Below are 8535 nucleotides of genomic sequence, written 5' to 3' on the forward strand. Positions count from 1 at the left end.
GAAACTTCACCGTTTCCTTCTGGACTTTTTCTTAGATCACACTTGTAATTACGGTCAAAAAGCGCGCCCACGAGTCCAAATGCTTTTTTCCCTGCTTGTTTATTTAATATGCAATTTGGCTTTGAGACCATTAATCCGTGGTCCTAAAAGATATTCCGCTACCCCAAATTTAAGGACGAGGTAAGCAAACACGATTCCTCCAATAGCAACACCAGGAATCAGGGAGAAGAAGGCCGTATAACGTCCATAAGGACTAATAAACAACCCAATTCCCCACATTACCACGCGCACAATCACATACATAATTAAAGAAGCAATGATAATCTGATTCGTGGGCTTCGTCATTTCTGAAAAATGAACGCCATACCGACGATGGAAAGTCCCATATACCATTCCAATGACGATTAACATGGCCACGGCAGTTGATAATAGGGGTCCTAATCCTGTAAACCATTTAACAAAAGGATATTGCAATATGAACTTAATGATAATCCCAATTCCTAAATAGGTCATCATCTTCTTATTTTCAGAAATCCCCTGCATCATCGCGGCTGCCACGGTGTATACCCCATAGGGAATTGACATAAAGGCGGCAAAGGACATGACCGCAGTCCCGGCAGCACTATACCGGTAAAAGACCGTGTATACTGGTTGGGCCACAGCTGACAACCCTAAGGAAGCTGGAATCATCACAAAATAGAACAATAATAATCCCTTTTCAATTTGGTGTTGAGTTTCCGCTAGATTATTTTTGGCGCGTGCACTGGCCAATAAGGGAATGGCGGTCGCTGCTAGTGCCGTCCCCAGCGAAACAATAATCATATAAATTTTATTCGTGTTAAAAGCAAAGAGAGCATACAAGGTATTAACCTGTAATTTTGTATAAGTCCCCGTCATATGCATAATTACTGGGAAGGTATACTGATCAATTAACAAGAATAGGGAAATTCCAGATTCAATAATGATAAAGGGAATGGCCCGATAGATGATTTGGCCAATTAACTTAAGGGTTGAAATATCCTGGTCGCCATGAGAGGTCTTAACTAATTCATCAATTTCGCGGCGTTCACGAAGTTCTGCCACCAATAAAACCAAACATGCGCCGATCGCTCCAATAAAGGCAGCAAAAGTCGATTGAGCAGTCGCCGAAACCCAATTCCCTGAGCCTATTTTCATCACAAAGTAGGTGGCCCCTAACATATAGCCAACCCGTAATAATTGTTCAATAAATTGGGAAATGGCGGAAGGCGCCATCCAATTGTATCCCTGTAAATAGCCCCGTGAGATACTCATCGCAGGAATAATCAAGATTGCCCAAGCCAAGGCGCGAATAACAGGAACGACATTGGCATCCCCTTGGGCTAAAATCCCCGCTCCAAAATACATTACCGACATAAAGAAGATCCCAGTAAACATGGCCACATACATAGCCGAACGATATAAGCGTTTACTGGTTAAATACTGACCTCTCCCGTTATAGTCGGCAACCATTTGAGAAATCGCCGACGGGATACCCGCTGAAGCCAAGATAATAAAATATTGATAAATATTATATCCCTTGGCATATGCAGCATTAGCTTGATCGCTGTATACTCCCATCCAGGTTACCCAAGGAATAACATATAAGGCTCCTAAAATTCGTGATGTAATACTTCCCGCGGTCATCCAGGCCGATCCAGTAACCATTTTACGGGTGGCATCGCTAGTCGAAGATACTTCGCTTTGATGCTCCGGCGCTTCAGCTTTCATATTCTTTCCTCTAACTTTTTTATTCAATCCCAACTATTTTATCGTGATTTGATAGATCCAGCAATCAGTATTGATCTAGATCGGTCTGAATTAACATAATCTTATCTTTTGGGGATCGATGATAGTGCTTGTTTGTTCCCGGTTGCGGCACCCTTTCATGATGACTTTGCAAGTCACTAATAATTAAGGCTAAGCCGATTTTAGCCCGTAAAAGCGCCCGATCGTAGTCAGCATCTTCCACCGAAGCATCAGGTAAATCAGGAAAATAAATCTTAGTTAAACTCGCTGTCTGGGTAATGATAGCTGGATAAGCAACTTGTTCCATGAGTGCCTCCTTTTAATTTCCACTGAATCACACTAGTAATTACGGTCAAAAAGCGCGCCCCATGAGCCTAACTACGAACTCATGTCAGTCCATTCTGTACAAACATTCGTTCTAGGTTAGTCCTATGGGGCGCCTGATTGCTTTTTTACCAGTTTCTGATTTTTACTTCACAACAATATTAACAATCCGGTTTGGAATGACAATTACTTTGACAACTTCCTTGCCAGCTACGTGGGCCTTCACATTATCATCGGCTAAAGCAATGTCTTCAGCATCTTGTTGGTCAATATCCCGAGCCATCTTGATTTTGGCCCGCACTTTCCCGTTAACTTGGACCACAATGTCAACTTCGTCTTCAACCAATTCGTTTTCATCATAAGTTGGCCATGGTTGGTAGGCAATTGTATCGCTTTCGTGGAAGTGACTCCAGATTTCTTCAGCCATGTGTGGAACCAATGGGGAGATCATCTTCACAAAGCCCTCCATGTATTCTACTGGCAGGTCATCAACCTTGTAAGCTTCATTTACAAAGACCATGAGTTGAGAAATGGCAGTATTGTAATGCATCCGTTCAAAGTCTTCCGTCACCTTCTTAACCGTTTGATTGTAAATCTTGGTAAGTTTCCCATCATTGTAGTTGGAAACTCGGTCACGAAGATGGTTGTTTTCATCCATCAAGAGCCGCCATACCCGATGAAGCCACTTGTTGGATCCATGCAGGCCCTTTTCATCCCAAGGAACGGATTCCTCAATTGGGCCCATGAACATTTCATATAAGCGTAGCGTATCGGCCCCATATTGATTCACGATATCATCCGGATTAACCACGTTCCCCTTGGATTTACTCATCTTTTCATGGTTAGCCCCCAAGATCATCCCTTGGTTGACTAATTTCATGAATGGCTCTGGGGTTGGGACATAGCCTAAGTCATAGAGAACTTTGTGCCAGAAACGAGCGTACAGGAGGTGTAGCACCGCATGTTCTGCCCCACCAACATAAAGATCAACTGGTGACCAGTAATCTAATGCTTCTTTTGAGGCAAACGCATCCTTGTTTTGAGGATCTGTATAGCGTAACCAGTACCATGATGAGCCCGCCCATTGTGGCATCGTGTTCGTTTCCCGAAGCCCATGGCGACCATTTTCATCGTAGACGTTGACCCAATCTTCAATATTAGCTAAGGGACTTTCTCCCGTCCCAGATGGTTCGAGGTTGTCAGTCTTTGGCAGGCGCAGTGGTAATTCATCTTCTGGAACGAGCGTGGTTTCCCCATCATCCCAATGAATGACTGGAATTGGTTCTCCCCAGTAACGTTGCCGAGAGAAGATCCAATCCCGCAAACGATAATTAACTTTCTTTCCACCACAATCATGGTCTTCCAGCCAGTTAATCATTGCATCCAAGGAGGCTTGATTGTTCAAGCCATTTAAGAAGTCAGAATTGATGTGCGGCGCATCACCTGTAAAGGCTTCACTTTCTTCACTCGTGTCATGACCTTCAAAAATACTTGGAATTGGCAAGCCGAATTTAGTGGCAAAGTCCCAATCCCGTTGGTCACCAGCCGGTACAGCCATCACGGCTCCAGTCCCGTACGAAGCAAGGACATAATCACTAATCCAAATTGGCACTTCTTGACCATTAACCGGATTAATGGCGTAAGCTCCCGTGAAGACCCCCGTCTTATCCTTATTCAGGTCCGTCCGTTCCAAATCAGACCGTCGCGAGGTTTGTTCTTGATATTCCTTAACAGCTGCTGCTTGTTCTGGCGTCACTAATTCGTTCACTAAATCAAGCTCTGGTGCTAGGACCACATATGATAGCCCAAATAAGGTATCAGGACGAGTCGTAAAGACTTCTATTTCTTGATCAGCATGGTCAGCCACTTGGAACTTGATCGAAGCCCCTACTGAGCGGCCGATCCAATTCCGTTGCATTTCTTTAACCGATTCAGGCCAATTAACCAGATCCAAGTCATCAATCAAGCGATCTGCATATGCCGTGATTTTCAATACCCATTGACGCATTGGGACCCGATAAACTGGGTAGCCGCCCCGTTCAGTTTTCCCATCAATGACTTCTTCATTGGCAACAACGGTACCACCCATGAAATCAGGGGCCCAGTTAACCATAATTTCGTCTTCATAGGCTAAGCCTTTTTTATAAAGTTGCTCAAAAATCCATTGGGTCCACTTGTAATATTCTGGATCCGTCGTATTAACTTCGCGATCCCAGTCATAAGAGAAACCAAGGGCTTGGATTTGATCACGGAAATGATTAATATTTTGGTTAGTGAAATCTGCCGGATTATGCCCCGTCTTTAAAGCATATTGTTCCGCAGGCAAACCAAAGGCATCCCAGCCCATCGGGTGTAAGACATTGTAGCCTTGCATCCGTTTCATTCGTGACATCACATCAGTGGCCGTGTATCCTTCCGGGTGACCAACGTGTAAACCTTGACCAGATGGATATGGAAACATATCAAGCGCGTAAAATTTCTTTTGATCCTTATTGATGTCAGCCTTAAAAGTCTTGTGTTGTTTCCAATAGCGTTGCCATTTCTTTTCAATCGTACTATGATCGTATCCCATGATTGAGCTCCTTTGATTTTAGATCGACATTTAAACCATCAAATTAAAAAAATCCCGCAACACAAGCAACCTTGCATTACGGGACGAATTTCTCCGCGGTACCACCCATGATTCTACATTACTGTAGCGCTTAGCTCCATAACGTGGAGAAACGTTATTGCTTACTATTTTCAGCAATAATCCCTTGGGTGAGTTCATCATCAGTCAAATCTGAGTTCTCAACTACCACTCAGTTTCTGAAAAGTGGCTAATAATTACTAGTCCCTTGATAGTCTAAATATTGCATTTAATATTAGCAAATTCATTCGTCCATTGCAAGAGTATGTTAGAATCAAATTAAATAAATATTAAAGGATACATTTATGAACCAGCGTCGTGCGATCATTCTCAGTGGAGCAACCCTGATCTTTAGCCTCATTACCCTTCTAATCACTTTGCAGGTCCCCCTGATCCAAACCGGGGATCAACAAATCCGCCAGTTGGTAAATCAGTGGCGAAACCCTTGGCTTTCCACCATCATGGTGGGAATTACCCGCTTGTTTGACCCCACTCTAGGGGCATTTATTATTACTCTAACGATTTTGAGTGTTTGGTACTTAACCAATCGTTGGCGAGCCTTGCAAGTAGCCACGACCATTTTTTCTGGCACCCTCATCAATCATGTGATTAAAGCCATTGTGAATCGGCCGCGCCCCAGTGTCAATATTCTCTTACATTACAGTGGCTTTAGCTTCCCGAGTGGTCATTCCGCAACTGCCATGGTAGTTTTTGGAAGCCTCATTCTATTCCTATCCCGTAGTCATTACCGGTGGCGAACCGGCCTGATGATCCTCTTGGCGATTTTAATTTTCTTGGTTGGCTTCTCCCGTCTCTACGTGGGGGCCCATTACCTTTCTGATGTGATTGCTGGTTGGAGTCTGGGCTTAATGATCATCAGTGGACTGGATCTAATCTTTGATTACATCAAAAAAGATCGATGATTTTTTCACCGATCTTTTTTACTACCCTAAAATTGACTTTAAGGCATCAACTTTATCTAATTGTTCCCATGGCAAATCAATGTCGGTCCGGCCAAAGTGCCCATAGGCCGCCGTTTGCTTGTAAATGGGCCGTTGTAAATCAAGCATCTTGATAATACCAGCTGGCCGCAAATCAAAGGTTTGGCGTACGGCATCAATTAATTCAGCTTCGGATTTCTTGCCAGTTCCAAAGGTATCAATCGAAATGGACACTGGAGTTGCTACCCCGATGGCATAAGCGATTTGGATTTCCAACTTATCAGCATAACCAGCCGCTACCAAATTCTTGGCAATGTAGCGGGCAGCATAACTAGCTGACCGGTCCACCTTCGTGGCATCCTTACCGGAAAAGGCACCACCACCATGGTGAGCAGCCCCACCATAAGTGTCGACAATAATCTTCCGACCAGTTAGACCAGCATCCCCTTGCGGGCCACCAATGACAAAGCGCCCCGTTGGGTTTATATAGTACTTGGTTTGATCGTCCAATAATTCGTTAGGAATTACGGCTTTAACGACCTGCTCCTTTACGTCCGCTTGGATTTGTTCCAGACTTACTTCTGGATCATGTTGAGTACTCAAGACGACCGTGTCAATCCGAACCGGTTGATCGTTATCATCGTATTCCACCGTAACTTCAGCCTTGGCATCGGGACGTAAGTATGGAATGACCCGGTCCTTGCGCAGTTGAGCAATTTTACGCATCAATTTATGACTTAAAATTAAAGGTAGCGGCATAAATTCTGGAGTTTCGTTGGTAGCATAACCAAACATCAACCCTTGGTCCCCAGCCCCGATTTGGTCCAGTGAATCCGTTTCCCCATCCCGAATTTCCCAAGAGTCATCAACCCCTTGGGCAATATCGGATGATTGTTCATCTAAGGCTACAATGACAGCACAATTATCACCATCAAAACCGTATTTACCATCCGTATAACCAATTTCTTTAATCGTATTCCGCACAACGCTTTGCACGTCAACGTAAGCTGATGTCGAAACTTCCCCAAAGACGAGGACTAACCCAGTGGTGACTGAAGTTTCTACGGCGACCCGGGCTTGTGGATCCTGCGCTAATAAGGCATCTAAGATTGAATCACTAATCTGATCGGCGATTTTATCAGGATGACCTTCCGAAACGGATTCCGACGTAAATAAATGTTTTTCCTTCATTTGTAGATAATTCCCCCTAAAAATAAAACATTTTGCAGCGGTTACAAGGCAGCGATCAGTTCAAGCTATCGACTGATCCCCCATCGGGAATTGCTTTATAACGATAACCATCATACCACTGTCGAATTTACTAATCAATTTTTCATTTTGGAATTTAAATTTATGTTAAAATATACTTTGTAACGACACTTTTATGAAGAGGAGTTTTGGCCCTATGTGGAATCAAGTCAAAACGGAATTGCAAGACCTTACTTGGTCATCCGTACTATTATCAGTTTTAGCCCTTTCATTTACCTGGTTAGTGGCACCCTTCAGCTACATTGAAAGCTTAACCAGTCATGCCACCTATACCACTAACTTTGCGGCTTTAATCTTATATATTCTGTGCATCGCTCTCTCCTTTACGATTGCGAGTGCGCATGACTTTGTTTCCATCCTCTCTTTGGGACCCATTATCTTATCATTAATTGTCGCTTTTATTGGTTTCTTTAATCGGCCGATTATCATGGCTTTATTAATGCTCCTACCATTATATTTATTTATTATTCAACTTCCTGCCACTTATCTGCGCAATACGATTGGGTTAATCACCATTGGGGGCCTCTTCACCCTGTCGATTCCCGTGGCTGCTGTTTATCTTGTCACCCATCGTTTTGCTTGGAGCGCCTTAATATACTGTCTGCCCCTAGCCCTAACGACTTGGATGTTTTTAACTCCCTTCTTCATTCGTGTTACCCGGATTCAATCAATCTTTATTACCATTGTCGGGGCCTTATTACTGATCGCCATCTTAACCCGACCACTAGGGATTGGCATGATCTTAGCCCTTGTGGCGGTGGTTATCTCTTGGTTTTGGCTCTTATCAATTCGGAAGCAAACTCCTTACTTGGCTGCCTTAAGTACAGTGCAACTATTAATTATGGTCCTGATCTACTGGACTTAAAGCTTTAGTCTTGTTTAAAATGATTCTATTTTCTTCTCATCGTGTTATAATATAATCAAAAGATTTAATAAGGAGGCGATAAATTGTCTGAAGCTGAAGAATACCAACACGCCCTTGATATTTTGCATCAAAATCACGTTCGGTTGACCTCCCAACGAAAACTGATTTTAAATTATCTAGTGACTCACCATACCCATCCGAGTGTCGAAATGATTTATGATGATTTGCAAGACACGGATGCTTCTATTAGTATTGCGACGATTTATAACACCCTTAATTTGTTGATCGATCAACACTTAGTAATTGAATTATCGAATGGTGATGGTAGTACTCACTACGATTACTTTGGGAACCCACATTTTCACGTGGTTTGTGATCGTTGTGGTAAGATTACCGATGTTTTTGACGACGAATATCGGGACATGGAATTACGGTTACGCCAGGTAGCTGCTAAACAAACGGAGTACCTCGTGACCAAATCAGATGTTGAGGTTCACGGAATTTGTCCGGAATGCCAACAAAAAGAAGCCTAATTTTGAATTAGACTTCTTTTATTTTTTGCCTAAGGCAATATATTAAGATGTTATGGCTTGGTCGATTGACGATAACTATATGTTCATATATGATAATGAAAAGTGAGGTGACAAAATTTGATTTCTAATGAACAACGCTCCCATGATTTAGCGGTTGCCATCATGCAGGCTAAATGTTCGGAAAAGCTCTCACCAATTGAGGCTTAC

General features: G+C 43.1%; 7 protein-coding genes and 1 other annotated feature. Of the genes, 3 read left to right on the top strand and 4 right to left on the bottom strand.

Annotated elements, in window-relative coordinates; genetic code table 11:
- Positions 1-99 precede the first annotated feature (99 nt).
- The 3 genes from PS3_RS06555 to leuS all read right to left on the bottom strand — a co-directional run bounded on the left by PS3_RS06555 (position 100) and on the right by leuS (position 4663).
- Positions 100-1749 (bottom strand): putative polysaccharide biosynthesis protein, encoded by a 1650-nt coding sequence (locus tag PS3_RS06555; protein WP_007122431.1) that lies wholly within the window; start codon positions 1747-1749, stop codon positions 100-102.
- A gap of 64 nt (positions 1750-1813) precedes the next feature.
- The gene (locus PS3_RS06560) at positions 1814-2074 is read right to left on the bottom strand and encodes a type II toxin-antitoxin system HicB family antitoxin (protein WP_040468468.1); all 261 of its coding nucleotides are present in this window, start codon (positions 2072-2074) and stop codon (positions 1814-1816) included.
- Positions 2075-2236: 162 nt separating this feature from the next.
- Entirely contained in the window at positions 2237-4663 is a 2427-nt protein-coding gene (gene leuS, locus PS3_RS06565; RefSeq protein ID WP_007122432.1) for a leucine--tRNA ligase, read from the bottom strand.
- A gap of 76 nt (positions 4664-4739) precedes the next feature.
- Positions 4740-4938, bottom strand: a binding site (T-box leader).
- Positions 4939-5025: 87 nt separating this feature from the next.
- Between leuS and PS3_RS06570 the strand changes: the two genes are divergently transcribed.
- Complete coding sequence (locus PS3_RS06570) at positions 5026-5643, top strand: phosphatase PAP2 family protein (RefSeq protein WP_050950879.1); 618 nt, start codon at positions 5026-5028, stop codon at positions 5641-5643.
- Between the two features lie 21 nt (positions 5644-5664).
- On the opposite strand, the gene metK is transcribed toward PS3_RS06570, so the two are convergent.
- Positions 5665-6852 (bottom strand): methionine adenosyltransferase, encoded by a 1188-nt coding sequence (gene metK, locus PS3_RS06575; RefSeq protein WP_007122433.1) that lies wholly within the window; start codon positions 6850-6852, stop codon positions 5665-5667.
- 214 nt (positions 6853-7066) lie between these two features.
- Here metK and PS3_RS06580 point away from each other — a divergent pair, with 214 nt between their 5' ends.
- The gene (locus PS3_RS06580; RefSeq protein WP_007122434.1) at positions 7067-7795 is read left to right on the top strand and encodes a hypothetical protein; all 729 of its coding nucleotides are present in this window, start codon (positions 7067-7069) and stop codon (positions 7793-7795) included.
- 83 nt (positions 7796-7878) lie between these two features.
- Positions 7879-8328: a Fur family transcriptional regulator gene (locus PS3_RS06585; RefSeq protein ID WP_007122435.1), complete on the top strand. Its 450-nt coding sequence runs from the start codon at positions 7879-7881 to the stop codon at positions 8326-8328.
- Positions 8329-8535 lie beyond the last annotated feature (207 nt).

It is taken from the genome of Limosilactobacillus gastricus PS3 (genome assembly GCF_000247775.1).
Lineage (GTDB): Bacteria > Bacillota > Bacilli > Lactobacillales > Lactobacillaceae > Limosilactobacillus > Limosilactobacillus gastricus_A.